This is a genomic window from Streptomyces sp. BBFR2 (assembly GCF_044497305.1).
Lineage (GTDB): Bacteria > Actinomycetota > Actinomycetes > Streptomycetales > Streptomycetaceae > Streptomyces.
The window spans coordinates 4,164,831-4,190,462 of record NZ_CP172415.1; the positions used below are offsets into that span (position 1 = coordinate 4,164,831).

Annotated in this window: 29 protein-coding genes and 1 tRNA gene; 15 read left to right on the plus strand and 15 right to left on the minus strand. The window is 72.5% G+C overall.

The annotated features are described in order from the left end of the window. Nucleotides 1-38 precede the first annotated feature (38 nt). The 5 genes from moaC (at nt 39) to ACGH2B_RS16870 (ending at nt 2,984) form a co-directional block, all read left to right on the plus strand. Complete coding sequence (gene moaC / locus ACGH2B_RS16850) at nt 39-521, plus strand: cyclic pyranopterin monophosphate synthase MoaC (RefSeq protein WP_399089725.1); 483 nt, start codon at nt 39-41, stop codon at nt 519-521. Beyond that, nucleotides 518-1,018, plus strand: coding sequence for a molybdenum cofactor biosynthesis protein B (locus ACGH2B_RS16855; protein ID WP_399089728.1), 501 nt, complete (start codon nt 518-520; stop codon nt 1,016-1,018). Before moaC ends, ACGH2B_RS16855 begins: the two co-directional genes overlap by 4 nt. Then, on the plus strand, nt 1,015-1,638 hold the full coding sequence (locus ACGH2B_RS16860) for a GNAT family N-acetyltransferase (RefSeq protein ID WP_399097071.1): 624 nt from the start codon (nt 1,015-1,017) through the stop codon (nt 1,636-1,638). Before ACGH2B_RS16855 ends, ACGH2B_RS16860 begins: the two co-directional genes overlap by 4 nt. 151 nt (nt 1,639-1,789) lie before the next feature. Next, a complete protein-coding gene (locus ACGH2B_RS16865) occupies nt 1,790-2,839 on the plus strand; it encodes a hypothetical protein (protein WP_399089731.1) in 1,050 nt (349 codons plus the stop codon). Nucleotides 2,840-2,911: 72 nt separating this feature from the next. Continuing rightward, nucleotides 2,912-2,984, plus strand: a tRNA-Ala gene (locus ACGH2B_RS16870). Between the two features lie 152 nt (nt 2,985-3,136). Here ACGH2B_RS16870 and ACGH2B_RS16875 read toward each other — a convergent pair. Beyond that, nucleotides 3,137-4,021 (minus strand): hypothetical protein, encoded by an 885-nt coding sequence (locus ACGH2B_RS16875; RefSeq protein WP_399089733.1) that lies wholly within the window; start codon nt 4,019-4,021, stop codon nt 3,137-3,139. A gap of 544 nt (nt 4,022-4,565) precedes the next feature. On the opposite strand from ACGH2B_RS16875, the gene ACGH2B_RS16880 reads away from it, so the two are divergent. From ACGH2B_RS16880 to ACGH2B_RS16890, 3 genes are all read left to right on the plus strand, one after another. Beyond that, complete coding sequence (locus ACGH2B_RS16880) at nt 4,566-5,774, plus strand: serine hydrolase domain-containing protein (protein WP_399089736.1); 1,209 nt, start codon at nt 4,566-4,568, stop codon at nt 5,772-5,774. Nucleotides 5,775-5,891: 117 nt separating this feature from the next. Next, on the plus strand, nt 5,892-6,431 hold the full coding sequence (locus tag ACGH2B_RS16885) for a hypothetical protein (RefSeq protein WP_399089739.1): 540 nt from the start codon (nt 5,892-5,894) through the stop codon (nt 6,429-6,431). After that, nucleotides 6,428-6,784 (plus strand): winged helix-turn-helix domain-containing protein, encoded by a 357-nt coding sequence (locus ACGH2B_RS16890; RefSeq protein ID WP_399089742.1) that lies wholly within the window; start codon nt 6,428-6,430, stop codon nt 6,782-6,784. Before ACGH2B_RS16885 ends, ACGH2B_RS16890 begins: the two co-directional genes overlap by 4 nt. A 66-nt stretch (nt 6,785-6,850) precedes the next feature. Here the strand turns inward: ACGH2B_RS16890 and ACGH2B_RS16895 are convergent, their stop codons facing one another. The 6 genes from ACGH2B_RS16895 to ACGH2B_RS16920 form a co-directional block, all read right to left on the minus strand. Beyond that, nucleotides 6,851-8,269 carry a glycosyltransferase gene (locus tag ACGH2B_RS16895; protein WP_399089745.1) on the minus strand — a complete coding sequence of 473 codons (1,419 nt, stop codon included), beginning with the start codon at nt 8,267-8,269 and terminating at the stop codon, nt 6,851-6,853. A gap of 345 nt (nt 8,270-8,614) precedes the next feature. Then, on the minus strand, nt 8,615-9,478 hold the full coding sequence (locus ACGH2B_RS16900) for a MerR family transcriptional regulator (protein ID WP_399089748.1): 864 nt from the start codon (nt 9,476-9,478) through the stop codon (nt 8,615-8,617). A gap of 244 nt (nt 9,479-9,722) precedes the next feature. Next, nucleotides 9,723-10,121 carry a GntR family transcriptional regulator gene (locus ACGH2B_RS16905; protein ID WP_399089751.1) on the minus strand — a complete coding sequence of 133 codons (399 nt, stop codon included), beginning with the start codon at nt 10,119-10,121 and terminating at the stop codon, nt 9,723-9,725. Nucleotides 10,122-10,302: 181 nt separating this feature from the next. After that, on the minus strand, nt 10,303-11,268 hold the full coding sequence (locus ACGH2B_RS16910; protein WP_399089754.1) for an ABC transporter permease subunit: 966 nt from the start codon (nt 11,266-11,268) through the stop codon (nt 10,303-10,305). 53 nt (nt 11,269-11,321) lie between these two features. Next, nucleotides 11,322-12,248 carry an ABC transporter ATP-binding protein gene (locus ACGH2B_RS16915; RefSeq protein ID WP_399089757.1) on the minus strand — a complete coding sequence of 309 codons (927 nt, stop codon included), beginning with the start codon at nt 12,246-12,248 and terminating at the stop codon, nt 11,322-11,324. Between the two features lie 161 nt (nt 12,249-12,409). Continuing rightward, nucleotides 12,410-12,904 carry a GNAT family N-acetyltransferase gene (locus ACGH2B_RS16920; protein ID WP_399089760.1) on the minus strand — a complete coding sequence of 165 codons (495 nt, stop codon included), beginning with the start codon at nt 12,902-12,904 and terminating at the stop codon, nt 12,410-12,412. 143 nt (nt 12,905-13,047) lie between these two features. Between ACGH2B_RS16920 and ACGH2B_RS16925 the strand changes: the two genes are divergently transcribed. Continuing rightward, nucleotides 13,048-13,851 (plus strand): exodeoxyribonuclease III, encoded by an 804-nt coding sequence (locus ACGH2B_RS16925; protein WP_399089763.1) that lies wholly within the window; start codon nt 13,048-13,050, stop codon nt 13,849-13,851. A gap of 100 nt (nt 13,852-13,951) precedes the next feature. Here ACGH2B_RS16925 and ACGH2B_RS16930 read toward each other — a convergent pair whose 3' ends face one another. The 6 genes from ACGH2B_RS16930 to ACGH2B_RS16955 all read right to left on the minus strand — a co-directional run bounded on the left by ACGH2B_RS16930 (nt 13,952) and on the right by ACGH2B_RS16955 (nt 16,076). Beyond that, nucleotides 13,952-14,161 carry a DUF397 domain-containing protein gene (locus tag ACGH2B_RS16930; RefSeq protein ID WP_399089766.1) on the minus strand — a complete coding sequence of 70 codons (210 nt, stop codon included), beginning with the start codon at nt 14,159-14,161 and terminating at the stop codon, nt 13,952-13,954. Continuing rightward, nucleotides 14,158-14,370 (minus strand): DUF397 domain-containing protein, encoded by a 213-nt coding sequence (locus ACGH2B_RS16935; RefSeq protein ID WP_399089769.1) that lies wholly within the window; start codon nt 14,368-14,370, stop codon nt 14,158-14,160. The genes ACGH2B_RS16930 and ACGH2B_RS16935 overlap by 4 nt, the downstream gene beginning before the upstream one ends. Beyond that, nucleotides 14,367-14,588 carry a DUF397 domain-containing protein gene (locus ACGH2B_RS16940; protein WP_399089772.1) on the minus strand — a complete coding sequence of 74 codons (222 nt, stop codon included), beginning with the start codon at nt 14,586-14,588 and terminating at the stop codon, nt 14,367-14,369. The genes ACGH2B_RS16935 and ACGH2B_RS16940 overlap by 4 nt, the downstream gene beginning before the upstream one ends. 59 nt (nt 14,589-14,647) lie before the next feature. Continuing rightward, the gene (locus ACGH2B_RS16945; RefSeq protein ID WP_399089775.1) at nt 14,648-14,854 is read right to left on the minus strand and encodes a DUF397 domain-containing protein; all 207 of its coding nucleotides are present in this window, start codon (nt 14,852-14,854) and stop codon (nt 14,648-14,650) included. A 141-nt stretch (nt 14,855-14,995) separates the two neighbouring features. Beyond that, on the minus strand, nt 14,996-15,202 hold the full coding sequence (locus ACGH2B_RS16950; protein WP_399089778.1) for a DUF397 domain-containing protein: 207 nt from the start codon (nt 15,200-15,202) through the stop codon (nt 14,996-14,998). Further along, nucleotides 15,183-16,076 carry a helix-turn-helix domain-containing protein gene (locus tag ACGH2B_RS16955; RefSeq protein ID WP_399089781.1) on the minus strand — a complete coding sequence of 298 codons (894 nt, stop codon included), beginning with the start codon at nt 16,074-16,076 and terminating at the stop codon, nt 15,183-15,185. Before ACGH2B_RS16955 ends, ACGH2B_RS16950 begins: the two co-directional genes overlap by 20 nt. Before the next feature lie 271 nt (nt 16,077-16,347). Between ACGH2B_RS16955 and ACGH2B_RS16960 the strand changes: the two genes are divergently transcribed. Both ACGH2B_RS16960 and ACGH2B_RS16965 read left to right on the plus strand, forming a co-directional pair. After that, nucleotides 16,348-16,725, plus strand: coding sequence for a DUF6415 family natural product biosynthesis protein (locus tag ACGH2B_RS16960; protein WP_399089784.1), 378 nt, complete (start codon nt 16,348-16,350; stop codon nt 16,723-16,725). Continuing rightward, a complete protein-coding gene (locus tag ACGH2B_RS16965) occupies nt 16,722-17,246 on the plus strand; it encodes an NUDIX hydrolase (protein ID WP_399089787.1) in 525 nt (174 codons plus the stop codon). Before ACGH2B_RS16960 ends, ACGH2B_RS16965 begins: the two co-directional genes overlap by 4 nt. A 16-nt stretch (nt 17,247-17,262) precedes the next feature. Here ACGH2B_RS16965 and ACGH2B_RS16970 read toward each other — a convergent pair whose 3' ends face one another. After that, nucleotides 17,263-18,075, minus strand: coding sequence for a MerR family transcriptional regulator (locus tag ACGH2B_RS16970; RefSeq protein ID WP_399089790.1), 813 nt, complete (start codon nt 18,073-18,075; stop codon nt 17,263-17,265). Nucleotides 18,076-18,266: 191 nt separating this feature from the next. Between ACGH2B_RS16970 and ACGH2B_RS16975 the strand changes: the two genes are divergently transcribed. From ACGH2B_RS16975 to ACGH2B_RS16990, 4 genes are all read left to right on the plus strand, one after another. Next, the gene (locus tag ACGH2B_RS16975) at nt 18,267-19,781 is read left to right on the plus strand and encodes a flavin-containing monooxygenase (RefSeq protein ID WP_399089793.1); all 1,515 of its coding nucleotides are present in this window, start codon (nt 18,267-18,269) and stop codon (nt 19,779-19,781) included. Next, the gene (locus ACGH2B_RS16980; RefSeq protein WP_399089796.1) at nt 19,778-20,767 is read left to right on the plus strand and encodes an alpha/beta fold hydrolase; all 990 of its coding nucleotides are present in this window, start codon (nt 19,778-19,780) and stop codon (nt 20,765-20,767) included. The genes ACGH2B_RS16975 and ACGH2B_RS16980 overlap by 4 nt, the downstream gene beginning before the upstream one ends. After that, the gene (locus tag ACGH2B_RS16985) at nt 20,764-21,645 is read left to right on the plus strand and encodes an SDR family oxidoreductase (RefSeq protein ID WP_399089799.1); all 882 of its coding nucleotides are present in this window, start codon (nt 20,764-20,766) and stop codon (nt 21,643-21,645) included. The genes ACGH2B_RS16980 and ACGH2B_RS16985 overlap by 4 nt, the downstream gene beginning before the upstream one ends. A 254-nt stretch (nt 21,646-21,899) precedes the next feature. Continuing rightward, the gene (locus tag ACGH2B_RS16990; protein ID WP_399089802.1) at nt 21,900-22,058 is read left to right on the plus strand and encodes a hypothetical protein; all 159 of its coding nucleotides are present in this window, start codon (nt 21,900-21,902) and stop codon (nt 22,056-22,058) included. A gap of 148 nt (nt 22,059-22,206) precedes the next feature. Here the strand turns inward: ACGH2B_RS16990 and ACGH2B_RS16995 are convergent, their stop codons facing one another. Beyond that, a complete protein-coding gene (locus tag ACGH2B_RS16995) occupies nt 22,207-25,560 on the minus strand; it encodes a S41 family peptidase (protein WP_399097074.1) in 3,354 nt (1,117 codons plus the stop codon). Between the last annotated feature and the right edge of the window lie 72 nt (nt 25,561-25,632).

Here is a 25,632-nt window from a genome sequence, read left to right on the forward strand (position 1 = left end):
GTGTCGTCCCACAGGCGGCAGCGCGGACCAGGAGAACAATGAGCAGCGGCCAGCAACACCTCACCCATCTCGACGCGGCGGGCGCCGCCCGGATGGTCGACGTCTCGGCCAAGGACGTCACCGCCCGCACCGCCCGCGCCACCGGCCGCGTCCTGGTGTCGCCGCAGGTCATCGCGTTGCTCCGGGGCGAGGGGCTGCCCAAGGGCGACGCACTGGCCACCGCCCGGATCGCCGGGATCATGGGCGCCAAGCGCACCCCGGAGCTGATCCCGCTCTGCCACCCCCTCGCCGTCTCGGGCGTCACGGTCGACCTCACCGTCGCCGACGACGCCGTCGAGATCGCCGCCACGGTCCGCACCACCGACCGCACCGGCGTCGAGATGGAGGCCCTGACCGCGGTGTCCGTCGCCGCACTCACCGTCGTCGACATGGTCAAGGCGGTCGACAAGGCGGCCGTGATCACCGACGTACGGGTCGAGACGAAGACCGGCGGCAAGTCCGGCGACTGGAGCCGGGGATGACCGCCCCGCGCGCCCTCGTCATCACCGCCTCCAACCGCGCGGCCGCCGGCGTCTACCCCGACAAGGGCGGCCCGCTGCTCGCCGAGGGGCTGACGGCCATGGGCTTCACGGTCGACGGGCCGCGCGTCGTCCCGGACGGCGCGCCCGTCGAGCAGGCCCTGCGCGAGGCGGTCGCCGCCGGGTACGACGCCGTCGTCACCACCGGCGGCACCGGCCTCTCGCCCACCGACCGCACGCCCGAGGCCACCCGCGCCGTCCTCGACCGGGACATCCCCGGTATCCCGGAGGCGCTGCGCGCCGCGGGCCGCGAGGCGGTGCCCACCGCGGCGCTCTCCCGCGGGCTGGCCGGTATCGCCGGCACCACCTTGATCGTCAACCTCCCCGGTTCGTCCGGCGGTGTCCGCGACGGCCTCGCCGTCCTCGCCGCTCTCCTGCCGCACGCCGTCGACCAGATCCGCGGCGGCGACCACCCCAGACCTCCGCGGAGCACCCACTGAACGCGCCCTGGCCGGTCGTCCTCACGGACAACGACGTCACCCTCCGGCCGATAAAGCTGCGCGACCAGCGCGCCTGGCGCGAGGTCAACGTCCGCAACCGCGACTGGCTGCGCCCCTGGGAGGCGACGGTCCCGCCGCCCCCGCCCGGCATCCCCGTACCGCACCGCCCGACCTACCGTCAGATGGTCCGCCATCTGCGGGCCGAGGCGTACGCGGGCCGGATGCTGCCGTTCGTCGTCGAATACCGGGGCCGGCTGGCCGGTCAGCTCACCGTCGCCGGAATCACCTGGGGTTCGATGTGCTCGGGCCATATCGGCTACTGGGTGGACCGCGAGGTAGCCGGCCGCGGTGTCATTCCGACCGCCGTCGCACTCGCCGTCGACCACTGCTTCCGGGGTGTGGGACTGCACCGCGTCGAGGTGTGCATTCGCCCCGAGAACGCCCCCAGCCGCCGGGTGGTGGAGAAACTCGGATTCCGTGAGGAGGGGCTGCGCCCGCGCTATCTGCACATCGACGGCGCCTGGCGTGACCACGTGGTATTCGCGCTGACCGCGGATGAGGTCCCCGAAGGGATGCTGAACCGCTGGCGACGGCAGAAGCCCAGCACATCCCACAAATAAAATACCTGTTCGAATTACTCCATCGAATGGCCACATCCGAAGAGTGCTGATCTCAACAATCACAAAAAAAGTTCGAGATATCAGCCAGATCGTGCGACACACCGGCCCAATTGGCGGATGGCCCCCCGCAAACCCCTCTACCGTGTGAGTCGTGAGAAGCAGCGGCCTCATCTACGCAGTCATCGTCGGGGCCTGGGCTGCCTACTTGGTGCCGATGTGGCTCCGTAGGCAGGACGAGCTGAACGAAGCGCGTCCCACGGAGCGCTTCAGTACGGCGATCCGGCTCCTTTCCGGCCGAGCGGCCATGCAGCGCCGCTACGACAAGGAGCAGGACGGTCTCGCCGACGATGCCGCCGACGAGCAGGAACCGGACCACCGGCCCGACGAGGCCGACGCCCGGCCCCCCGGCGACCCCGCGACCGACCCCCGCACCCGGGTCGCCGCCCACCCGCCGCGCCCCTCACTCGGGGAACGCGCCAAGCGGGCCAAGGTCCTCGCCCGCCGCCGGCGCACCATCACGGTGCTCTTCCTCGCCTTCACCGTCGGCGCGATCGTCGCCGCGGTCGGCGGCACCGCCTTCCTCTGGGCCCCCGCCGCCCCCGCCCTCCTGCTGAGCGCGTACATCGTCTACCTCCGCACCCAGGAGCGGCGCCGCTTCACCTTCACCATGGATCAGCGCAAGGCGGAGGCGGCGGCGCAACGGCTGCGGGAGGGCCGCCCCCGCCCTCCGCGGGCGGCCGACCAGCCGCCCGCCGCCGATCACCCGGCCGACCCCGCCGCTGACGCCCCGGCCGAGCCCCACCCGGAGCCACGCCCCGAGCCCGCCCAGGCGGCCGGCCGCCGCGCCCTCGTGGAGGAGACCGACCACGCCGAGTGGGTCGACCAGCAGCGCGAGCGGGAGCGCCCGCACCCGGGCTCCGGCAGTTGGGAGCCGGTCCCCGTACCGCTCCCCACCTACGTCACCGCGCCGGTCGCCCCCCGCGCCACCAGCCACGTCGACCTCGACACCGACGACGCCTGGAGCTCCGCCCGCTCCAGCGCCGCCGCCGAGCACCCCGAGCCCCCGCAGCGCCAGGACCGGCCCGCCCCGTCCCGCCGCTCCCGGGGCCGCACCCCGCTGTTCGACCAGTACGCCTCCCCGGCACCCGACGACGCCGCCGGCCCGGACGACTACGACCGCCCCCGCGCCGCGAACGAGTAGCCCGCCGCTGACCAGCGCGGGAAGCGATTTCCGAGCACCGCCGTCGAGGTGCTAGAGTTTCACTCGTCGCAAGGGCCTGTGGCGCAGCTGGTAGCGCACCTCGTTCGCAACGAGGGGGTCAGGGGTTCGAATCCCCTCAGGTCCACCGGCGGACTCTTCTGGAAGAGTTCTTGGAATCCCGCCCGATCTTGAAGATCGGGCGGGATTTCTGCGTTGGGGGGCGTTGAGGGGGCGGTGGCCCCGGTCGGGCGGGCGCGCCGCCGGGCGGTGCGTTCCGTACGGGCCGGGGCCGGTCGGTCAGCGGTAGGTGATTCCGTACTGGAGGCCGGTCGTGCCGGGGCTCGCGGCCTCCGGGGCGGGGCCGTCGGCGGTGATCACGTAGGCGCACACCTGGTACCTCTCGCCGCGTACCAGGTCCTGGCGGACCTCGATCTCGCGCCACTGCGGGGCGTCGTCGCGGGGGGTGGGGTAGGCGGGCATGGCGTGGAAGCCGATGCCGCTGCGCTTGTCGGGGCCGGGGTAGACGACCTTCTTGGCGGAGTCCTCCAGCCAGAGATAGACGTCCACGAGGGCGTGGCCGGACGTGGTGCGCCATTCGCCGACCATGTAGAGGCGGTCCCCTTCGCGGCGGGCGCAGGAGCGGACCTGCACGCCGGGAGCCTGGGGACTCGTCGTCCAGGAACGGCAGTTGCCCGCCGCGGGGTTGGGGACGGGGCCGGAGTCGGCGGGGTCCGTGGACGCGGCGGGTGCGGCGGGCCGTTCGGTGGGCGTCGCGGTGGGTGTGGTCGGGGCGCCGGTGGGGCGGTCCGGTGACGGGCTCGGGCGCGGGGTGGTGGCCGTGGGGGAGGCCGGGGTGGTGGTGCCGGTCGGGCCGGTCGCGGTGGCCGGGCCGGTGGCTGGTGTCTTGTGCCGCTCCCACAGGACCACGCCGGTGACGGTGCCGAGGGCCAGGATCGCCGCGGTGACCAGCGACCAGGTGACGCCGGCGGGGACGGGGCGGTTCGGCCGGGCGGGGGCGGGCGGCGAAGGCGGGTAGTGGTGGTGCTCGTGGAGGTCGCGGCCGGCTTGGTACGTCCGTGCCTGGTCGGTGGCGTGCGCGGTGAACGAGGCGGTGGGGGTGGACGGTTGGCCGGGCGGCGGCTGCGGGGGCTCCGCGGGGGCGGGCCGGGGCTGTTCGGTCATCGCGGGGCGCCGTTCGGGAGTCCGGTGGAGGGGTGGGGGCGGGCGGTCGGTGCCGCCGTCCCGGGGGTTGAGGCGCGTGCCACCGTCTCGGCGTCCACAACGCTCCTTCTGGTGTCCAGGAGAGTCCAGTAGGGGGCGTTATTTTAGAGCATCAAGTGAGGCTCGGTGAGCGTCAGTTGAGGCACGCGGCCGGGCTCCACCTGCGGTGCGGGGCCGGGCGCCGTCGGGGTGTCGGGTGGGCCGTCGGCGAGGGCGCGTCATGGATGCGGGAGCCGCCACCGGTGCCGGTAGGGGCGGGAGCGCCGTGTGCCGCGAAACCCCCGAGGTGTCGGGCGGTCGCGGGCTCAAGGGGCGGGCCGTCTCCCGGGTGCACTCGCACCGGACGCTCCTAAAATGAAAATATCGGCGTGAGGCGCGCGATGGGGCGGTCCGCCGGGGTTCGGATTCTCGTGGGCCGGGTGGTCGAACCGGTGGGACCGCTTTCGCCGGAAGCCTGTGAGAGGTCGCCATGACCATACGTATCCCACCCGCATTGATTGCTTTGATGAAACTTCTGGCGGACCAGAAACGGTCGCGTGAGGAGCTCTACGGAGCGAGGCTCGAACGGGACATCCGTAACTACTTGGTGAAGTACAGCGTTCCAGGGATCTCGATCGCCATCATGCGGGACGGGAGGCTTGAATACGCTGACGCTTTCGGCTCGGCCAGGAGGCCGTTCGGAACTTCACAAGCGCTCACCGAAAGTGATTCTTTCCGCGTGGCGAGCATATCGAAGATGGTGACGGCCGCGTGCGTCATGAGGCTGTCCCAGGAAGGCAGGATCACTCTGGACCGAACGGTGTTCGGGACCAACGGAATTCTCGGTACCGCCTATGGCACGAAGCCGTACACCGGCTTCACGACCATGCTGACGGTGCGCCACCTCTTGAAGCATACGAGCGGTTGGACGGACCTGGACGCGGTGGGCGCTCCGCTGGATCCGATGTTCACGAGTCCGGGCAGGACCCGTGCTCAGATCATCGGCTACATGCTGGACGAGCGCCCTCCGATGCGGGCGCCGGGGCTGCTCTACGAGTACAGCAACTTCGGCTACTGCCTCCTCGGGAGGGTTATCGAGAAGGTCACCGGAAAAACCTATGAGCAATACGCGAAGGATGCCGTGCTCAGTAAGTGCGGAATCAGTCGTATGCATATCGGGTCCGAGTCTCCTGCTGCCGTGAACTCCGGAGAAGTCGAATATTTCGGAGAGGGGTTGCGAAACCCCTACAAGCTCAGGGTGGGCCTGTTCGACTCGCACGGCGGATGGGTCGCCACCCCGATAGATCTGCTGAGGATGGTGAAAGAGATAGGCGTGTTCAGCATGAGGGAGGGTGTGCTGACGCGGGGAACCAAAGCACAAATGATTTTCGGCTCGGATGATGCGCCCGGTTATGGTGCGGGGCTGGAACTCTTCCACGGCCCTCCCATGTATGTGCCTCCCGTTACCCCTTCTTCGCCCCCGGTGAAAATTCCCGGGCGGGTGGTATCGGCCGGGCACTCCGGCTGGATGGTCGGGACGATGGGGTTCTTGATATCGCGTGACGACGGCTACTCGTTCGCTTTCCTGGCCAACAAGCAGCCCGAGCGCCTGAGCGGGGAGTCCGCTTATGACGGCTCCATTCTGTATGTCGCCGACCGGATCATCTGGCCTGCCATCGACTTCGTTTCGGCGAGTGGGTACAAGCCGTACGACTTGTTCCCTTTGTATGACTAGCGGGCCCCTGTGTGGTGACGTCCACCCGGGAAAGTATTTTCCGCAGTGGAAAGTGTGTGGCAGGGTGGGGTGCACGACGTGCGGCGCCCGGTCGGGGTGCCGGGAGGGGTGGTCAACGTGAGGGCGGCGCAGGGCAGTACGCCGGATGGGGCGGGTGGCGGGGCCGAGGCCCTGGCGCTGGACGCGGTGAGCGGGCTGCGGGAGGCGGAGGCGGTCCGGGCGCGGGCCGCGATACAGGCGCGGATCTTCCCCTCGTGGTGCGGCCCGGTGTTCGCGCTCATCGTGGTGGCGGTCGGCGCCACGCAGAGCTGGAGCGCGGACCGGAACGGCTTCCCGGTCCTGGTGGCGCTGGTGGTCGCACTCGCCGGGGTCCTGGCGGTCCGCCTCGTACGGTGGCTCGCCACGCGCGGCACCGGCGTGGTGCGGTACGTGCCGTTGTGGGCGCGGCTGCGGCGCGGCCGTTACGGACTGTTGATCACCGCGGTGGCGTGCGCGGTGACCTGGGGTGCGGCGCGACTGCTCGGGACCGGCGCGTTCGCGGAGCGGCTCGCGGTGTATGTGGTCGCGGGCCTTTGCGTATGGGGCAACTTCGTGTGGCGCAACGCCGCCGCCCGGCGCGAGCTGGCGCGGCTGCGGGACGCGCCGGGGGCGGCGTGAGCGGCGGCACCGGGCCCGGCGCGCCCGGGGAGCCGCGGTGGGACGCGGCGATCCACCACCCGACCCGGCTGGCGGTGATGGCGTTCCTCTCCGCCTGCGACGAGGCGGAGTTCGCGGCCGTACGGGACGGCTGTCAGGTGTCCGACTCGGTCCTCAGCAAGGCCGCGTCGGCGTTGGAGGCGGCCGGTTACGTCGCGATCCGCAAGGGATACGCGGGCAAGCGGCCCCGTACCTGGCTCGCTCTCACCGACGCGGGAGAGTCGGCGTTGACCGGTCATCTGGCCGCGCTCCAGGGCATCGCGGACACGGCCCGCAGCGCGGGAGCGCGGGCGCGTTCCGGAGCGGGGGAGTAGCGGGGCGAGCCTGTTCGGGGCCGGTGCGGGCGGGCCGGGGCCTGGTGCGTCCGTGCGGTGCGGGTGTCAGCCCGCCAGGCGGGCCACGGCGCAGACGACGGCGGCGATGCCGTCCTCGGCCGCCATCCGGTGGGCGGCGTCGGCGGCGCGGGCCCGGTAGGAGGGCTCGGTGGTGGCCCGGGTGAGCGCCGCGGCCAGTTGGCCGGCGGCGTCGTCGGCGGCGAGTCCGGCGAACGGGATCGGGGGTGTGGCCGCCCCCAGTGCGGCCAGCCGCCGGGCCCAGAACGGCTGGTCGGCGGTGACGGGCACGGGCACGCTCGGGACGCCCGCGCGGAGCGCGGCGGCCGAGGTCCCGGCGCCCGCGTGGTGCACCACGGCCGCGGTGCGGGGGAAGAGCAGGGCGTGCGGCACCTCCCCGATGGTGAGGACGTCGGACGAGGCGTGCGCGAGGGGGCCGGTGGTGGCGTGGGTTCCCGTCCGTGGGACGGCGGCGCCTTCAGGGGAGGGGGCACCCGTACGGGAATCGTCGGGGGCGGCGGAGCGGGAGCCGGTACCGGCGGGGGTGTCCGGGCCCGCGGTCCTGGCCGGGCGGGGCGGGAGGACCGCCGGTTCGTGGCGGATTCCGGTGACGGGGGCGGTCAGGCCGGCGGTGCCTGATTGGAGGATGCCGCGGAGTCCGGCGCGGCGCAGGGCCCGTACGGCGAGGTCGCCGAGGCGTTCGCCCTCACCGGCGGCCATGCTGCCGAAGCCGACGAAGACCGGGGGCGGGCCGTCATCGAGGAACTCCCTTATTACTTGCGGGAGTTGGGCATCGGGGGCGTGCCAGGGCCACCAGTTGCCGACGACGTCGAGGCCGGGGCGCCAGTCGGCGGGCCGGGGCAGCAGGGCCTCGCTGAAGCCGTGCAGCACCCGCGGCCGGAGCGCCTCGGCGCGGCGGCGGACGGTGCCCGGGGCGGCGGGCGGCAGGCCGAGGCGGGCGCGGAGGGCGCGGGCCGCGTCGGCGTACAGCCGGTCGACGACGCGCGGGGCGAGGCGGCCCGCGAGACGGTTGCCCCAGCCGCCCAGGTGCCGCCCGCCGGCCACCACGGGGGCGAACTCCCTGGTGGGGGCGGTGGGATGGAGGGGAACGTCGAGTGCGGGGATGCCGTACGCCTCGCGGAGGTGGCGGCCGAGCGGGGCGGTGGTGGCGGAGAGCAGCAGCAGTTCCGTGTCCGGGGCGACGGCGTCGGCCATGCCCGCCCCCAGCTCACCGGCGAACGCGGCGGCGGCACGCATCAGGGCCCGCCCGCCGCGCCCGGAGCCGCCCGCCCGCCCAGGATCGGCGGGCAGCCGCCGGAACTCGGTCCCGGCGGCCCGGACGAGCGGGGCGAAGCCGTCGTGCGTGGCGATCGCCACGTCATGCCCCGCGGCGACGAGTGCGGCGCCGATCCCGGTGTACGGGGCGACGTCACCGTACGAACCGGCGGCGGTGAGGAGGATTTTCATGGTGTGGGCCTTCCGTGGGCGCGCGGTCCGGAGCCGGTGCGGCGGGACGGGCGCGGTGGCCGGGGAGCGGGAAACGGGGTGTGTGGTGCGGGCCCGTAGGGGGCGTGGTCCGTCCGGAAGTTTCCGGGGCACGGCGCGCCGGGGCCTTCGGGCCGGCGCCTCGGGCCTCGGCCAGGGCGCATCGGGAGCCTTCGGTCGGGGCGCCTCGCGCGCCTTCGGCCCGGCGGGGGAAAGCCCCTGCGCCTGCCGGTCCGGACTTCCGGTCGCCTCGGGGCCCTCGCCAGGCCGCCTCGGGAGTCTTCGGCCCCGGTGTGCCGGAGGTCCCTGGGCCTGCCGGTCCGGATGTCACCGGTCGCGTCGGGACGCCCCCGGCGGGGCCGCTGCCTCTCCGCCGGACTTCCCGGGCCCCGCCTCCGGGGGCTCTTCCGCCGTCCCGGTCCTCGGGCCGCGTACCGCGTTGGCGTGGATGGCGGTGTGCAGGTAGGAGGCGAGGCCGGGGCGTTGTTCGGACGGGGGGACGAGGAGGGCGAAGGCGCGGGGGTCGGTGAGGAAGTCGTCGGCGATGCGGGCGTGCATATCGGTGGGGCAGGGGGTGAACCAGCGGCTGATGTGGGCGCGGTGTTCCTCGGCGAGCCCCACCGCCACCGGGCCGTCCGGTGGTTCCTCGGCGTCGTACGCGGTGAGCAGGCGGGTGCGCCAGGCCGCCGCCTGGGCCATCAGGCGGGCCCAGTCCTCCTTGGTGTGGGAATCGGCGCGGGCCATCGCACGCCGGTGACCTGCGCTGTCGCGCCATTTGTGCTGGGCGTCGGCGGCGTAGCTGAGGTCGAAGGCGATCTCGCCGAAGACCTCGAAGCGTTCGTCGGGCGTCAGCCGTACGCCGGTCCGCTGGACCTCCATGGCGCGTTCGGCGACCTCCACCAGGCGGCCGAGCCGGGCGATCTCCTCGGTGAGGCGTCGGTGGCGGGCGCGCAGCCGGTCGAGGAGGTCGGCGTCGGGTGCCTGGAGGAGCGTGGCGATCTCGTCGAGGGGGAAGCCCAGCTCGCGGTAGAAGAGGATCCGCTGGAGCCGGGCGAGGTCGGCGTCGGTGTAGCGGCGGTATCCGGCGGGGCTGCGGTCGCCGGGGCTGAGCAGTCCGGTCTTGTCGTAGTGGTGCAGCGTCCGCACCGTGATGCCCGCGAAGCGGGACACCTGGCCGACCGTGTAGCTCATCGCGGCGCCTTCCGTCCTGGTCCGTCCTGTGGTTCTCACGGCGGATCCCCGGCCCGCCCGTAGGGGCCGGGGCGAGCCGCCCCCGTCGCCTCTCAGGGTGAGCCCTGACGTGACGTGAGGGTCAAGCGGGCCCGTACGGGAGCGGGCTCCGGGAAGGCGGACGCCCCCGGGAGCGGCGGGCTCCCGGGGGCGGTGCGGTGGCGGGCGGGCTCCGGCGGCGGAGGTCAGCCGCCGGAGCGGGGGCTCAGCCGCCGTCCTGGTAGGTGTCCTGGAGGACGGAGTTGAGGAGGGCCTGGGTGTCCTCGCGGGTGAGACCGGCGGCGCGGGCCCGGGTCATCCAGGCGCGCAGCTCCTCGCGGAGCCGGGTGTCGGCGGCCGATTCCGGGCGGGCCAGGGTGCGGCTGACGAAGGTGCCGAGGCCGGGGCGCGGCTCGACCAGTCCCTCGCGTTCCAGCTCGCGGTAGGCCTTCAGCGTGGTGTTCGGATTGACCTTGGTGGTGGCCGCGACCTGCGCCGCCGTGGGCAGCCGGTCGCCTTCGACCAGGGTGCCCAGACGCAGCGCCTGCTGCACCTGCTGGACGATCTGGAGGTAGGTGGCCACGCCACTGCGCCGGTCGATCCGGAACTCGACCACGCTCACCACCTCTCCGGCTCTTCCTTTTGCCGCGGTCGCCCGCCGGCTCCGTGCGGGCCCGGCCGCCCCGATCGCCGTGCGCCGCGTGTGCCGGACTCCGTACGGCCCGACCGATTGATGATGGTGCGACCGCTACCGGGTGTCAAAGCGCGGCACGGCAGGTGACCGGGGGCGGTGGGCCGGGCGGCGCTCAGAGCGGCCGCCGGTGGGCGCGCCAGATGACGAAGCCGAGGATCAGCACGCTCGCCGCCAGCATGAGGAGCGAGCCCCGCCATTGCATGCCCGCCATCTGGTCGAAGCCGAAGTAGTCGGTGACGCTCTGGGTGATGCCCAGCTTCTTCTCGCAGGCGGTGGTGGCGGACTCGGTCGTCTCCGCGCAGGTGCCGAAGCCGTAGAGCTTGCCGTCGGCGGTGGCCACCCAGTTGTCCATGTAGATGGCGTCCACCGGGATCGGCGGGGTGTCGGCGAGCGGGGCGAACATCCGCCGCAGGGTGCCGAGGTGGGCGGGGACGCGCTCCCAGACGAAGCTGAACGCCCCCATGAAGACGACGGTGGCGACCATCGCGGTGAGGATCCGCTTGAGGACCACGCCGAGCGCGATACCGCAGACCGCGAAGAGGAGCGCCTTGGCGGGCAGCATCGGGCCGGTGACGTCGAACGGTCCGCTGTTCAGCCAGTCGCTGTGGAACGCGAGGACGTGCACCGGGGCCCACATCCACCGGAACGCCATCGACAGCGCGGTGGTGCAGAGGACGACGAGGAGCAGGGGCAGCGCCAGGGTCGCGGCGATCCACCGGCCGCGGCTGACGGACTGCGTGGTGACCAGCCGGACCGTGCCGTGCTCCTGCTCGCCGGAGATCAGCGGGGCGCCGAGGAAGAGCCCGATGAGCGCGGGCAGGCCGCTCAGCAGCACCGACCCGCCGTTGAACACGGTGCCGAACCGCTCGCCGAACGCCAGTGTCGTCCGCTCGCCGGGCTCGGTGCCGTACTCCCGGACGAAGTCGACGACGGCGAAGTGCTGGTACACGAAGTACGCGCAGAGCAGCACGGTGACGGCGAGGCCGATGGTCAGCGCCGCGCGGTGGCGGCGCCAGACCAGCCAGGGCAGGCCACGCAGCAGCCCGCCGGAGGGGCGGCCGGCGGTGGTGTCGCTCATGGCGGGAGCGTTCCCCTCCTGTCGGGGGCGGTGCTCCGCCCGGATGTCGGTGGTCATGCGGCACGTCCGGGGGCGGTGTCGAGGCGGGCCTCGTCCGCGATCATCGTGGGCGCCTGCGGCGAGCGCAGATACGCCAGCAGGACCTCCTCCAGGCCCGGCGCCTGCTGCTCCCAGTTGTCGGAGAGCGGCCCGCCGGGGCGGATCAGGGCGGTGAACTGCCGTCCGGTGACCCGGGATTCGACGACGGTGTGGTGCCGGGTCAGCTCGTCGGGCAGGCCGTTGCCGACGGCCACGCCCGTCACCAGGGAGTGGGCGGGGACCAGCTCGTCGGTCGGGCCGCCCATCCGGAGCCGTCCTTCCGAGAGGACGAGGAGGAAGTCACACATGTCCTCCATCTCGGAGAGCATGTGGGACGACATCAGGACGGTCGTGCCGTGTTCGGCGGCCTCGGCCATCAGCAGCCCGGCCATCTCGTGGCGGGCCAGCGGGTCCAGGTCGGCCATCGGCTCGTCGAGGAGCAGCAGGTCGGGCCGCTTGCCGAAGGCCAGCGCGAAGGCGACGCGGGTGCGCTGACCGCCGGAGAGCGTGCCGATCTTGGCGGTGAACGGGACGTTGCCCGCCTTCACGATCCGCTCGGCCAGGGCCTGGTCCCAGCCGGGGTTCAGCTCGCGGCCCAGCCGCAGCGTCTCGGCGACGGTGAAGCGCGGGTAGAGCGGCTTGTCCTGGGCGAGGAAGGCGATCCGCTTGAGGACGGCCGGGTCGGAGACCGGCACACCGAACAGCCGCAGCGAGCCGGTGGACGGCTGCACGAGCCGCGTCGCGGTCCCCAGGAAGGTGCTCTTGCCGGCGCCGTTGGGCCCGACCAGCGCGCAGATGCGTCCTGCGGGGAGCCGGAACGAGCAGTCCTGCAGCGCCCAGCCGCGGCGGTACTTCTTCCCCAGACCGTCGGCCTCGATCGCCCATGGGCTCTGGTCGCTCACCCGGCTCACCCCTTTAGCTAGTTGATTAGTGGAATGAGTATGGAGAGCGGGACGGAGCCATGTCAAACAGCGGACGGAGCGCCCGGGGCACGTAAGGAAAACGCCGCCCCCGGGCAAGGAGCCAGGGGCGGCGGACAGGGAAAAGGCGGCGGAAGGTGGGCCTACACCAGCGCCTTCCGCATGCACCGGCTGTCCTCGTACGTCCGGAACTCCCCGAACTTCTCCGGCTCGGGGACCATCAGATATCCGCACGACGCGTACAGGGCCAGCGCCTCCGGCTGCTCCGTGCCGGTCTCCAGCACCATCCGGGTGCGGCCCGCCGCCCGCGCGTCGGCCTCCAGCGCCGCCAGGATGCGCCGGGCCAGTCCGCGCCCCCGCGCCTCCTCGATCACGAACATCCGCTTGATCTCGGCGTCCCCCGCGGCGTACCCCTTGGCGGCGTCCTCCTCGGTCCGCCAGCCGCCGGTGGCCACCGCCCGGCCGCCGTCGTACGCGAGCAGATACCTGCCGCGCGGCGGGTCGAACATCGCGGCGTCGAGCGGTGTGAAGTCCGTCTCGCCGTAGCGCCGGACGTACTCCCGCTGCACCAGCGCGTCGAGAACCACCGCGTCGGGGTGGTCGTAGCGGACCGAACGTATCTCCACACCGTTATCCATTCCGGACAGGGTACGGCGCGCCCGTACGGACCGGCGGGCGGCTTTTCGGGCGGGCCCGCCGGGCTGGGTATCGTGCCGGGATGCTCACCGTGCCGGGGAACGCGTGGGACCGCCGCTGCCGCCTGCGAATCTGAGGAGCCCCCTTGCTCACCGTGACCACCGTGAACGTCAACGGCATCCGTGCCGCCGCCAAGAAGGGCTTCGTGCCGTGGCTGGCGGAGACCGCCGCCGACGTCCTCTGCCTCCAGGAGGTCCGCGCGGAGCCCGCCCAGATCCCGGCCGAGGTCCGCGAGCCCGAGGGCTGGCACACCGTGCACGCCCCCGCCGCGGCGAAGGGCCGCGCCGGGGTGTCGCTCTACACCCGCCGCGAGCCGGACGCCGTACGCGTCGGCTTCGGCTCGGCGGAGTTCGCCACCAGCGGCCGCTACGTGGAGGCCGACCTCCCGGGCGTGACGGTGGCCTCGCTCTACCTCCCGTCCGGCGAGGTCGGCACCGACCGCCAGGACGAGAAGGAACGCTTCCTGAAGGAATTCCTCCCCTACCTCACCGACCTGCGCACCCGCGCCGCCGCCGACGGCCGCGAGGTCCTGGTCTGCGGCGACTGGAACATCGCCCACCAGGAGGCCGACCTGAAGAACTGGAAGGCCAACGGCAAGAAGTCCGGCTTCCTCCCCGAGGAACGCGCCTGGCTGACCGACGTCCTCTCCGCAACCTCCGGCGGCTACGTCGACGTCGTCCGCGCCCTCCACCCCGACACCACCGGCCCGTACTCCTGGTGGTCCTACCGAGGCCGCGCCTTCGACACGGACGCCGGCTGGCGCATCGACTACCACATGGCCACGCCGGGCCTCGCCCGCCGCGCGACCAAGGCGTTCGTGGAGCGCGCGGAGAGCTATGACACGAGGTGGAGCGATCATGCGCCGGTGACGGTGGTGTACGGGGACTGAGGGCGCGAGGCCCGTCCCTACGAGGCGCCGCAGTACGTCACGCGCCCCCGCATCGGGTTGCTTGCCGGTGCGGGGGCGTGTCTTTTCGTACGTGCGGAGATCAGGCGCCGAACTGCCCGGCCTTGATCGCGCTGATGAAGGTTGCCCATGCGGGGGTGCTGGGGGCCAGGATCGTGCTGTCCGCCAGCTTGCTGTCGCGGACGGGGACGACGCTGGTCGTCATGGCGGAGGCAGGCGACCACTCCAGGCAGTTACCGCCCTCGGGGCTGCTGTAGGTCGATTTGATCCAGATGGTGTTCGGTGGGGTCACGATGCCTCCAACTGTCCGGCCTTGATCGCGCTGATAAGCGTCGCCCAGGCGCGGGTGGTGGGAGTGAGGACCGGGCTGGTCGGCAGTTTGCTGTCACGGACGGGGACGGTGTCGGTCGCCCTCGCGGACGTGGGTGACCACTCCAGGCAGTCCCCGCCGTCTTGGCTGCTGTAGCTGGACTTGGTCCAGGAGGGGTTTGTCGGGGTCACAGTTCCTCCAACTGTCCGGCCTTGATTGCGCTGACGAAGCTTTCCCAGGAGCGCGCGCTGGGTGTCAGGACTGTGCCGTCCGCCGACTTGCTGTCGCGGACCAGGACGGTGTTGGTCGCCATGGCGGAGGTGGGTGACCACTCCAGGCAGTTGCCGCCGTCTTGGCTGCTGTAGCTGGACTTGTACCAGGTCAGGCTCTCGGTGCTGTTGCTGTTCATAGCTCTCCGTCGCCTCCAGGAAGAGGCGCTGCGATGCCTCCTCGGTGAGTTCCCTGTGGTCAGGCGGAGAGCTCTCCGGTCTTCACGCCCGCGACGAACTGGGCGAACGAGTTGGAGGGGAACGACAGGATCGGTCCTTCCGGAGCCTTGCTGTCGCGGACGGGGACGACGCCGGGGGCGTCCGGGGCGACCTCGACACATGCCTGGGTCGCATTGCTGTAGCTGGACTTGTACCAGGTCAGGCCATCAGTGTTGTCGCTGTTCATGGGGCTGCGATGCCTCCTCTACGAGTGCTCGGTTCCAGACCTACCCCGGGATTCCCTGGAACGCTCACGGCCCCCTCACCTATGGGCAAGGGGGCCGTTCTGCATTTCACGCACAGTTGGACCGGCGGGAGTTCCCTGTGGTCAGGCGGAGAATTCTCCGGTCTTCACGCCCGCGACGAACTGGGCGAACGAGTTGGGCGGGAACGACAGGATCGGTCCTTCCGGCGCCTTGCTGTCGCGGACGGGGACGACGCCGGGGGCGTCCGGGGCGACCTCGACGCACGCATAATTTTCGTTGCTGTAGCTGGACTTGTACCAGGTCAGGCTGTCAGTGCTGTTGCTGTTCATAGCTCTCCGCCACCTCCAGGAAGAGGCGCTGCGATGCCTCCTCGGTGAGTGCTCGATTCCAGATTTCGGTGAACGCCCCGTCGTAGCGGTCGACCTCCGCGGGCTTGTCCAGGTACAGGCAGCCCGTGAAGCCTTCCGAGTAGACAGTGGGGGGCTCGGATTCGGCGCCGCTCCCGAGCTTCGGGAACCGCAGGATGCTGAACTGTCCTGTGCTCATGCCTCGGTGAAACCCCGAGGCGAAGGGCACGACCCTGAGTTTGACAGTGGGCAGCTCGGACAGCCGAATCAGCGAGCGAAGCTGCTCCGCCATGATCACCCTGGACCCCATCGGCCGCCTTATGACGGCTTCATTGAGCGCCATGCGCACATGAGGCGGGGCGGTTGTCCGGGTGAGAAGTACCTGCCGTGCTGTGCGTAGCCGGACTCGGCGCTCGACTTCGTCCTTGTCGACCTCGGTGCCACCGGCTTCGATGATCGTCCGAGCGTAGTCCGGTGTCTGGAGCAGTCCCGGGACGACTTCGCTCTCGTACCAGTCGATCTCCGAGGCGGCCTCTTCCAGGCCGATGAAGACGTCGAAACCTTCCGGGATCACGTCGCCGTAGCTGTGCCACCAGCCGCGTGCCTTCGTCTCCTTCGCGAGGCCCATGAGGGCTTCGGTGATGTCCGGCGGTGCGCCGTAGACCTTGCACATCGTCTCCGCGTCATGGCTGCGCAGCGATGTCTGGCCGGTTTCGATGCGCCACATCTTCGCTTCGGACCACTCCAACTCCTGTGCGGCGGCTTTCACCGTCAGGCGGGCCTGGTTCCGCAGATCCCTTAAGTAGCGGCCCAGTTGCCTCCGCGGCACGGTGGACCCTGCCGACCTCTCCGGCATGCGCTTCCTCCCCTTCCCTCACCCATTATGAAGGACTGTCAACGCCACAAATGAAAACACCGGGGTGCCTTATTCGCAATGCGCTTAATTAATTCGGGTTACCTTTCCGAATTCCCGATGTGAAGTCTTGCAGATTCGTGCTCACTGGAGGCAGTGTGAAGTCCTGCCCCCTCCAATGGCCTTATCTGCCAGGGGTGTTGGCGCCTTCGTGTGCGCTGTGCGGATGCCTGTTTCCGCCTTCGGGGGCCCTCATCGACACCGGGAGAGACGCATGCCGGAAAACCTTGTGACGCCGCGAAAAGCGGCCCCCGTGGATGCGGGAAATGTCAAAGACGCATCCGTAGCTTGTGACCGTGCCCTGCTTCCGCACCAGCAGATGCCCGCAGCGGAGGAGGTCGCGGACCTTGCCGCCCGTATCGGCGCGCACGGTGCGGCCCTTGCCGCCATCCTCAGCGCGAGGGGGCCCGGCGCACTCACGGAAGACGCGGTGATCGCGCTGCGCGACTGGGCCGCGCTTTCGGGCGGGCCGGGTGCGGGGGCCTTCGGTACGTGGATTCATGTGCGGTCGCTGGCCCGTGTGTGCCGCGCGCTGGTCGGTCACGTCCAGGACGCTTGCGCCGGGCCGTTCGCCGAAAGGACACCCCGATGACCCACGCCACCGAAGCCGGTGCCCTCACCCGTGAGATGACCGATTACCTGCGCGAACACCCGGGTGAGCAAGGGGGGTTGATGCCGCTGTACGACGCCTTGTGTGATCACGCGCGGCGGGGGCGGTGCCCGCATCGGGGGCGGTGTCCGGAGATCGTTTCCGGGGGGTTGCTGCTCGATGAGCGGGGGCGGGTGCTGTTGCTCCGGCATGGCAATCGCTGGGCGTTTCCCGAAGGGGCGCCGCAGCCCGGGGATCTCAGTCTGCGGGATACCGCGTTCGCGCTGCTCCGCGAGTTCGGCGGGGTGCGGGAGGCGTGGGCGCCGGGGGCGGCGGCGGGGCCCGTGATGATCGACGTGACGGAGGGCCGCCCGATCCGTGTCGGTTTCCGGTATCTCTTCGTCACCCACAGCGGCGTCGTGCCCTCCGTCGTCCTGGCGTACGGGCTCGCGCGGTGGGCCGCTCTCGGTGAGATCGATGACCGGATCGCCGCGCGGCTCCGTCCCTTCGCCGCTCCCCTCTGAGCTGCGGGTTCCCGGGCTAGTCGGCTGCGTCGCCCGCCGGTGTCCCCCTGTCGCCGTGCTCGTCGCCGTCCGGGCGTTCGCCCCGTAGCCAACTGTCCAGTTCGGTGCGGACGCGGCGGTCCATGGCCATGGCTATCTCCGCGTCGATGACGGCTTGGAAGACGGGGTGGAGGGATTCGATGGTGTGGGTGAGGTGGTTGATGTCGCGGGCGCCGGGGGGTGTGCCGGTGGGCGGGTCGGTGAGGTGGGTGCGGATCAGGGTGGTGGCGATGGCGGCGATGGCGTCGGCGTGGGTGCGGACCGCGCGGCCCGCCTCCAGGACGGCGGCGAGGGGGATGCCGTGGGAGACGAGGGTGGTGGAGGCGTCCAGCAGGCGGCGGCTGGTGTGGACGAACTCGTCGCCGTCGACGGCGAGATAGCCGATGTCGAGGGAGGCGGCGAGGTTCTCGGCGGTGACGTCGCCGCTGAAGTGGTCGGCCAGTTCCTCGGGGGTCAGGCGGACGGGGGTCTCGTCCGACCAGGGGGCGACGAACGTGCCCTCCATGCCGAGGAGTTCGCCGACGTCGCGGCCGTTCTCGAAGGCGGCGAGGAGTTCGGTGATGCCGCCGAGGGTGTGGCCGCGGTCCAGCAGGGCGGTGATGGAGCGGAGCCGGGCGAGGTGGTGCTCGTCGTACCAGGCGATGCGGCCCTCGCGGCGTGGCGGCGGGAGGAGTCTGCGTTCGCGGTAGAAGCGCAGGGTGCGGACGGTGATACCGGCTTCGGCGGCCAGTTCCGCCGTCCGGAACTCGCGTTTTTCGTGCTGGTCGTTCGGGTTCTCGTTCGCGGCCACCCGGTCACCCTATGCGCGGCGCGGGCGGCGGCCGCAGGTGCAACCGGCGGTAACTTCCCGGTGCGCGACCCCTACCGAACAGTACGGCGCTGCCCTACGCTCTCGATCGTGCCAGTGATTGCTGGCGCGATTGGCAGGGCCTGATCGACAGAGCCTGATTGACGGAGTCTGCAGCCTGGGGAGGCGGTGGCATGTCCGAGCGGGAACATGTGCGGGTGGCGGTGATCGGATCGGGGTTCGGCGGTCTGGGCGCGGCCGTACGGCTGCGCCGGGAGGGGATCACCGACTTCGTGGTCCTGGAACGCGCCGGAGCGGTGGGCGGCACCTGGCGGGACAACACCTATCCGGGGTGCGCGTGCGACGTGCCGTCGCACCTCTACTCGTTCTCCTTCGCGCCCAACCCCCGGTGGCCGCGGAACTTCTCCGGGCAGCCGCACATCCGCGCCTACCTGGAACACGTCGCGGACACCTACGGCATCCGGCCCCACCTGCGCTTCCACGCCGAGGTGGAACACGCCAGGTGGGACGGTGACGCGCTGCGCTGGGAGATCGCCACGGCCCGCGGGCCGCTCACCGCCGACGTTCTCGTCTCGGCGACCGGGCCGCTCTCCGACCCGAAGATCCCCGACATCCCGGGCCTGGACACCTTCCCCGGCAAGGTGTTCCACTCCGCCCGCTGGGACCACGGCTACGACCTGCGCGGCAAGCGCGTCGCCATGATCGGGACCGGCGCCTCCGCCATCCAGATCGTCCCGGCGATCCAGCCCGAGGCCGGCCGCCTGAGCCTCTTCCAGCGCACCCCCGCCTGGGTGCTGCCGCGCGCCGACCGCCCGATCACCGGACTGGAACGCTGGCTGCACGCCAAGGTGCCCGCCACCCGCGCCGCGCGCCGCGGACTCCTCTGGGGCATCCGGGAACTGCAGGTCAGCGCCTTCACCAAGCGGCCGGACGAACTCGGTCTGGTCGAGGCCGTCGGCCGGGCGCACCTGCGGCGGGCGGTCAAGGATCCGGCGCTGCGCGCCAAGCTCACGCCCGGCTACCGCATCGGCTGCAAGCGCATCCTGCTGTCCAACAGCTACTACCCGGCGCTGGCCCGCCCGAATGTCGACGTGATCGCCGCCGGGCTGCGGGAGGTCGACGGGTCCACCCTCATCGGCTCCGACGGCAGCCGCACCGAGGCCGACGCGATCATCTTCGGCACCGGCTTCCACGTCACCGACATGCCGATCGCCCAGCGCGTCACCGGCGCCGACGGCGTCACCCTCGCCGAACGGTGGAAGGACGGTATGGCCTCGCTCCGCGGCACCAGCGCCGACGGGTTCCCCAACTTCCTCACCCTCATCGGCCCCAACACCGGCCTCGGCAACAGCTCGATGATCCTCATGATCGAGTCCCAGTTGAACTACCTCGCCGACTACCTGCGCCAACTCGACGTCCTCGGCGGCCGGATCGCCCTCGACGCCCGCCCCGAGGCGGTCGCCGCCTGGAGCGACCACATGCAGCGGCGGATGGAACGGACCGTGTGGACCACCGGCGGCTGCGACAGCTGGTACCTCGACGCCAACGGCCGCAACACCACCGCCTGGCCCGGCACCACCGCCGAATTCCGGCGCGAGACCCGCCGGGTCGACCTCGCCGAGTACGCCCTGCTGCGGCCACGGACCGGCCGCCGTACCCCCGCCACCGCCGAGGAGGTCGCCGTATGAAGCGCCCCGGACACGTCACCAGCGGACCGTACGCACCGCCGCCGCCCCGCCGGGCGCTGCACGTCGCCTCCGGCGGCTCCCGGCTCTACACCGAGATCCACGGGCCCGAGGACGCCCCGGCGGTCGTCCTCGCCCACGGCTGGACCTGTTCCACCGCCTTCTGGGCGCCGATCGTCCGCGACCTCGCCGCCGACCACCGCGTCATCGTCTACGACCAGCGCGGACACGGCCGCAGCCCGGCCCCCGGGCCCGGCGGCTACAGCACCGCAGCCCTCGCCGACGACCTGACCGCCGTCCTGGAGGCGACGCTGGCGCCCGGTGAGCGCGCCGTCATCGGCGGCCACTCCATGGGCGGCATGACGATCATGGCGGCGGCGGGCCGGCCCGTCCTGCGTGAGCGGGCCGCCGCCGTCCTGCTGTGCAGCACCGGCGCCGCCGACCTGCCCGCCGAAGCGCGGGTCATCCCGCTGCGCACCCCGCGCGGGCGCCGCCGGGCGCACCGGCTGATGCTCCTCTCCCGCGCCCCGCTCGGCCCGGTCGGCCCCGTGTCGAAGGCGGCCCTGAAGTACGCCACGATGGGCGCCGCCTCCGCCGCCGAGCAGGTCGAGGCGTGCGCCCGTATCGTCCACGCCTGCCCGACCGGCGTCCGCGGCGGCTGGGGCCGGGTGCTGTACGGGCTCGAACTCACCGGCGGCGCGGCGCGGTTGGACGTCCCGGCGGAGGTGATCGTCGGCACCGCGGACCGGCTCACCCCGGCGGTGCTCGCCCGGCGGCTCGCCTCGGTCCTGCCCGACTGCCGCCGGCTGACACAGCTGCCGGGGCTGGGCCACATGACGCCGCTGGAGGACCCGGGCGCGGTGGCGTCCCGGCTGCGCGCGCTGGTCACCGCGCACCTGGCGGAGGAGAAGGCGGCCGAGGCGCCGTCTGGGGAGAAGGACGGCGCCGCGCGGCGCAAGGACGGCAAGGCGAAGGGGAAAGCGGCATGAGCGGACGCAAGGGGCTCCAGGGCCAGGTCGTGGTGGTGACCGGGGCGGCGCGCGGGGTGGGTGAGCTGCTGGCCCGCAAACTCTCCGCGCGCGGCGCCACCCTCGCGCTGGTCGGTCTGGAGCCGGACGCGCTGCGCGAGGTCGCCGTCTCGCTGCGCGGTCCGGCCCACCACTGGTACGCCGATGTCACCGACCATCTCGCGATGGCGCGGGTCGCCGCCGAGGTGAAGGAGCGGTTCGGGAAGGTGGACGCGGTCGTCGCCAACGCCGGGGTGGCGACCGGCGGCCCGTTCGCCGGGTCCGATCCGGACGCGTGGCGGCGGGTCATCGAGGTCAACCTCATCGGCGGCGCGGTCACCGCCCGCGCCTTCCTGCCCGTCCTCATGGAGTCGCGCGGCTACTTCCTCCAGATCGCCTCGCTCGCCGCGCTCACCCCGGCGCCGATGATGACGGCGTACTGCGCCTCCAAGTCGGGCGTCGAGGCGTTCGCGCACAGCCTGCGCGGCGAGGTCGGCCACAAGGGCGTACGGGTCGGCGTGGGCTATCTGAGCTGGACCGATACGGACATGGTGCGCGGCGCCGACCGGGACGACCTGATGCGGGAGCTGCGCTCGCGGCTGCCCTGGCCGTCGAACAAGACGTATCCGCTGGGGCCCGCCGTGGACCGGATCGCGGACGGCGTCGAGCGGCGCTCCGCGCACGTCTACGGCCAGTGGTGGCTGCGCGGGATGCAGTCGGTCCGCGGCTATCTCCCGGCCCTCATCGGCACGGTCGGGCAGCGGGAGATGCGGCGGTTCGGCGACCGGCTCGACGGGATGCGCCTGGGGCTGGTCGGCGCCGGTGGCGAGGCGGACGAGAAGGCGCGCGTGGAGCGGTGAGGGGGCGGGCGCGGGGGCGGGCGGTGAGCGGGGCGGCCGACCCCGGGGTGCCTGGGCCCGCCGCCGGGACGCCGGTCGCCGCCGTGCCCGCCGTGGCCGTCCGCGCCCCGGCCCGGTGGCCAACCGGCCGCCCCCGCCGCCCTGTTGATCATCGGGCGCCCGGTCCGCCGCACCGGATTGATCGAAATGCGGCCGGCCGGGGCACATGCCAGGCTGGTCGCGTCCGGCACCCGACAGGCGACGGGAGGAACCGCATGGGGCTCAGGGAGCAGTTCCAGGCCAAGGCCGAACAACTGGCACAGCGGGCACGCGCGGAGGCCGACGCGGAAGCGGCCCGCCGCGGCGCACCGCCCGCCGACGGGACGGGCGAGAGCGCCCGCGAGCCCGGCACGGAGGAGCCCACCGGGTACTGACCCGGCGGCCCCGCCCGCACACGGAAGGCGCACCCGGACCACACCGGGTGCGCCTTCCGCGCTCCTGCCCGCACGGACGTACGGGGTCCGGGGCCCGTATCGCTCCTGGTCGGCGCGGTGCCGGCATCAGGCACCGGTACTGCGCCGACTACCCCTCCGCCCCCCGAGGCGGCAGCTCCGGCCGCCGCAGATCGGGCACGTCCGACAGGTCCGGTGGGACGGCCGCCGGGTGGCGGTCGAGGAGTTCCAGGGCGGTGCGGACGGCGACGCCGAGTTGGGGGTGGCGGTCCTCGGCCCAGTCGAGGGGGGAGCGCAGCGCCTCGATGTCGGGTTCGACGCCGTGGTTCTCCACGCCCCAGCCGTAGACCTTGAACCACGCCGCGTTCATCGGGACCGTGATCGCGGTGCCGTCGCCGAGCCGGTGCCGTCCGGTCATCCCGACCACCCCGCCCCAGGTGCGCATGCCCACCACCGGGCCGATGCCCTGGAGTTTGAACGCGGCGGTGATCATGTCGCCGTCGGACGAGGTCATCTCGTCGGCGACCGCGACGACCGGCCCGCGCGGCGCGTTCTGCGTGTACGAGACGGGCTGCGCGTCGCGCGTCAGGTCCCAGCCCATGATGGTGCGGGTCAGCTTCTCGATGACCAGCTCGGAGATGTTGCCGCCGGCGTTGCCGCGGACATCGACGATGAGCGCCGGGCGGGACACCTCCATCCGCAGATCGCGGTTGAACTGCGCCCAGCCGGAACCGCCCATGTCGGGGATGTGCAGATAGCCGCACCGGCCGCCGCTCAGCTCCCGGACCACCGCCCGCCGCCGCTGCACCCAGTCCTGGTAGCGCAGCGGCCGCTCGTCGACCAGCGGCACCACCGCCACCCGGCGCGGCGGCCCGGACCCCTCCGCCGGGGCGAACGTCAGCTCCACCGTCGTGCCGCCCGCCGCCGACAGCAGCGGGTACGGCCCCGCGACCGGATCGACCCGGCGGCCGTCCACATGCGTCAGCGCCGCGCCCTCCCGGATGCCGGTACCGGCCAGCGGCGAGCGGGCCTTGGGGTCCGACGACTCGCCCGGCAGGATCCGCTTCAGCACCCAACGCCCCTCGCGCGGCACGAAGTTGGCGCCGAGCAGGCCCATCGCCCGCTGGTAGTGCGGCGGCCCCTCGTTGCGCCGCGCCCCGGCGACGTACGCGTGCGAGGTGCCCAGCTCGCCCAGGACCTCCCGCAGCAGATCGGCGAACTCGTCGGGGGTGGCGACGCGGTCCAGCAGCGGACGGTACTGCGCGAGCACCCCGTCCCAGTCGATACCGGACATCCCCGGGTCCCAGAAGTACGCCCGGACGATCCGGCCCGCCTCCTCGTACGCCTGCCGCCACTCCGCCTCCGGGTGCACCTCGTGGAGGATGCGCCGCAGGTCGAGGTGGACGGTGGAGTCGCTGTCGGCCTGCTCGGTGGCGGGGACGGCGCGCAGGTCGCCCTCGTCGTTGACGACGAGGCGGGTGCCGTCGCCGCTGAGCGCGAACCGGTCGAGCGCGGAGGTCAGTTCGGTGCGCCGCGCCTTGACCAGGTCGAAGTGTTCGAGGGTGGGCTGGCCCGAGGTGTTGTCAGGGTTGGCGAACGTCTCGCCGAGCGCCCCGGAGATCGGCCACCGCAGCCACACCAGACCGCCGCCCGCGACCGGTCGCAGCGACGAGTACTTCGACGCGGCGACGGGGAACGGCGTGACCCGGTCCGCCAGCCCCTCCACCTCGACCAGCACCGGGCCCTCGGCCACCGGCGGATTCTCGTCCGGGTCGAGCCCCCCGGCGGCCGGACGGCCCTCCGGCGACAGGGCGAACGGCGACGGCGTCGCGGACGACAGCGGGACCAGATGCGGGCGGCAGCCCAGCGGGAACGACAGATCGCCGGTGTGCACGTCGTAGACCGGGTCGAAGCCGCGCCAGGACAAGAACGCCAGATAGCGGCCGTCGCGGGTGAAGACCGGCTGCTCGTCCTCGAACCGGCCGTTGGTGACGTCCACGATCATCCGGTCGGCGAGCCGGGCCATCTTGATCTGCCGCAGCGACCGGCCGATCCCCGGATGCGACCAGGTCAGCCACCGCGAGTCCGGTGAGAACGCCAGATCCCGCACCGGGCCGTTGGCCGACCGGATCAACTCAGCCACCTCATCGGAGAGTTGGGGCTCACCGGGCTCCTCGTCGCCCTCCACCACGGGCGCTTCCTCCGCCGCCCGTTCCTCGGGCCGCCGGACGTCGACCAGCAGCAGCCGCCCGTCGTGGGCGGCCACCGCCAGCCGGGTGCCGTCCGGCGACGCCACCACCTCCTGGACCCGGCCCAGCCGCCCCGCCGCCAGCCGCCGCGGCGCGCCCACCCCGCTGGCCCGCGGCAGCCCGGCGATCTCGACGGCGTCCTCGCCCTCCGCGTCGGTGATGTACGCGATCCGCCCGGTGTCGCCCAGCATCTCCGGCAGCCGCACCCGGACGCCCGGTACGTCGTGCAGGGCACGGGCCGGGCCGTCGCGGTGGGTGAGCCAGTACAGACTGCCGCGCACGCCGACCGCGCTGGCCCGCCCGGTGGTGTCCACCGCCAGCGAGGTCACGTTCGAGGCGGTCGGTACCTGGTACGTCCGGCGCCCGGTGCGCGGCCCGCCCACCCGGACCGCCAGCTTCCGGGGCCGGGCCGTGGGCGAGAGGTCGTCGACCAGCCAGAGGTCACCGGCGCACTGGTAGACGATGCGGGAGCCGTCGGTCGAGGCGTGCCGGGCGTAGAAGTCGTCGTGGTCGGTGTGGCGGCGCAGGTCGGAGCCGTCCGGCAGACAGGAGTAGACGTTGCCCACGCCCTCGTGGTCGGAGAGGAACGCGATCCGCCCGGCGGTGAACATCACCGCGTCCAGATGGCCCCGCAGCTTCGGCAGCAGCCGCGTGCCGTGCAGCCACATCCGGCCCATCGCGCCGCCCCGGTACCGCTTCCACGAGGCCGGCTCGTGCGGCGGCTTCCCGCTGAGCAGCAGCGTGCGCCGCTCCCCGGCCACATCGGCGACGGCGATGTCGGACACCGGCCCCCAGGGCAGCCGCAGTCCGGGCCCGCCCTCGGCGGACAGCCGGTACGCCCACGAGTAGTACGAGAACGGCTGGCCGTGCGAGGCGACCGCCAGGATGTGGCAGACCCCGTCCTGGTCCGGCGGCGTCCAGCCGCAGACCCGGGCGTCCGTGCTGCCCCAGTACGTCAGCCGCCGCGCGGGCCCGCCCCCGACCGGCACGAGATGCACCTCCGGGTCGAGCGAACGCCAGGAGGTGAACGCCAGATGACGGCCGTCGGGGGAGAAGCGGGGATGGCCCACCCGGGTGCGGTCGGCGGTCAGCCGCCAGGCCCGCCCCGGCTCGCCGCCCTCCGGTACGAGGGGCGCGACCCACAGGTCGTCCTCGGCGGTGAAACAGACCAGATCGCCGCTCAGATGCGGATACCGCAGGTAGGACGCGGGTGGCGGGCCCGGCGGCGCCGGCATCCGGCGCAGCCTTCCGGGCGGTGCTGCGGGATCCGGCTCCGGGTGCGGCCCGACGGCCTCGCGTGCGTCGCT

Excerpts from the sequence above, each read along its gene's own strand:
- moaC (WP_399089725.1), top strand. The coding sequence starts at position 39 with ATGAGCAGCGGCCAGCAACACCTCACCCATCTCGACGCGGCGGGCGCC.
- ACGH2B_RS16855 (WP_399089728.1), top strand. The coding sequence starts at position 518 with ATGACCGCCCCGCGCGCCCTCGTCATCACCGCCTCCAACCGCGCGGCC.
- ACGH2B_RS16875 (WP_399089733.1), bottom strand. The coding sequence starts at position 4,021 with ATGACCGAACAGCCCCGGCCCGCCCCCGCGGAGCCCCCGCAGCCGCCG.
- ACGH2B_RS16880 (WP_399089736.1), top strand. The coding sequence starts at position 4,566 with ATGAAACTTCTGGCGGACCAGAAACGGTCGCGTGAGGAGCTCTACGGA.
- ACGH2B_RS16895 (WP_399089745.1), bottom strand. The coding sequence starts at position 8,269 with ATGAAAATCCTCCTCACCGCCGCCGGTTCGTACGGTGACGTCGCCCCG.
- ACGH2B_RS16900 (WP_399089748.1), bottom strand. The coding sequence starts at position 9,478 with ATGAGCTACACGGTCGGCCAGGTGTCCCGCTTCGCGGGCATCACGGTG.
- ACGH2B_RS16910 (WP_399089754.1), bottom strand. The coding sequence starts at position 11,268 with ATGAGCGACACCACCGCCGGCCGCCCCTCCGGCGGGCTGCTGCGTGGC.
- ACGH2B_RS16920 (WP_399089760.1), bottom strand. The coding sequence starts at position 12,904 with ATGGATAACGGTGTGGAGATACGTTCGGTCCGCTACGACCACCCCGAC.
- ACGH2B_RS16940 (WP_399089772.1), bottom strand. The coding sequence starts at position 14,588 with ATGAACAGCAACAGCACCGAGAGCCTGACCTGGTACAAGTCCAGCTAC.
- ACGH2B_RS16945 (WP_399089775.1), bottom strand. The coding sequence starts at position 14,854 with ATGAACAGCGACAACACTGATGGCCTGACCTGGTACAAGTCCAGCTAC.
- ACGH2B_RS16950 (WP_399089778.1), bottom strand. The coding sequence starts at position 15,202 with ATGAACAGCAACAGCACTGACAGCCTGACCTGGTACAAGTCCAGCTAC.
- ACGH2B_RS16955 (WP_399089781.1), bottom strand. The coding sequence starts at position 16,076 with ATGCCGGAGAGGTCGGCAGGGTCCACCGTGCCGCGGAGGCAACTGGGC.
- ACGH2B_RS16960 (WP_399089784.1), top strand. The coding sequence starts at position 16,348 with ATGCCGGAAAACCTTGTGACGCCGCGAAAAGCGGCCCCCGTGGATGCG.
- ACGH2B_RS16965 (WP_399089787.1), top strand. The coding sequence starts at position 16,722 with ATGACCCACGCCACCGAAGCCGGTGCCCTCACCCGTGAGATGACCGAT.
- ACGH2B_RS16975 (WP_399089793.1), top strand. The coding sequence starts at position 18,267 with ATGTCCGAGCGGGAACATGTGCGGGTGGCGGTGATCGGATCGGGGTTC.
- ACGH2B_RS16980 (WP_399089796.1), top strand. The coding sequence starts at position 19,778 with ATGAAGCGCCCCGGACACGTCACCAGCGGACCGTACGCACCGCCGCCG.
- ACGH2B_RS16985 (WP_399089799.1), top strand. The coding sequence starts at position 20,764 with ATGAGCGGACGCAAGGGGCTCCAGGGCCAGGTCGTGGTGGTGACCGGG.
- ACGH2B_RS16990 (WP_399089802.1), top strand. The coding sequence starts at position 21,900 with ATGGGGCTCAGGGAGCAGTTCCAGGCCAAGGCCGAACAACTGGCACAG.
- ACGH2B_RS16995 (WP_399097074.1), bottom strand. The coding sequence starts at position 25,560 with ATGCCGGCGCCGCCGGGCCCGCCACCCGCGTCCTACCTGCGGTATCCG.